Below are 550 nucleotides of genomic sequence, written 5' to 3'. Positions count from 1 at the left end.
GAGGGCTTAAAGCAGTAAGCCGCCTGTGGCCTGACACCGCCGTGCAGCGATGCATTGTCCACGTCAAACGCAACATTCAACGCGGCACCGGCCTTCACCCCACCTCCCCGATGGGTAAAGCACTGCGACGGCTTTCATTTGAGCTACTGGCAGTAAGCACTCTAGATGAAGCCGCTGAATGGACAGGCAAGCTACACCAGTTCGGCACCGTATTTAGAACTCAACTCAAAGCCCGTACCTACGTCAAAGACGTCCCCTTTGAGCAAATCCCGAAATCTAAACGCGGCAACAAAAAATGGTGGTACACCCACCATATCCACCGGGGTATTTACCTGGAGCTGAAGAAAATGAGCAGGAATGGTCACCTATTTTCCTATCTCATTCAAGCAGAACAAGGCCAGCGTCTAGAGCGCACGACAAACAGTTTGGAAGGTGGCGTGAACTCGCAAATCAAGAAACTGATGCACGACCACCGAGGACTGCGTGACGAGCAACAACGCCTCGCCTGCGACTGGTGGCTGTACCTACACACGCAACTGCCTGACGACCC

General features: G+C 53.6%; 1 protein-coding gene. It reads left to right on the top strand.

Annotated features, from left to right (window positions below; all coding sequences use genetic code 11):
• Positions 1–550, top strand: a 550-nt coding sequence (locus ABRP93_RS11680) for a transposase family protein (RefSeq protein ID WP_502879671.1), incomplete at both ends; no start/stop codon positions are given.

This window comes from Corynebacterium sp. KPL2850, from assembly GCF_040225855.1.
In the GTDB taxonomy this organism is placed as follows: Bacteria; Actinomycetota; Actinomycetes; order Mycobacteriales; family Mycobacteriaceae; genus Corynebacterium.
Note: the sequence above shows the minus strand (reverse complement) of the source record. Positions and strands in the feature narration are given on the sequence as shown.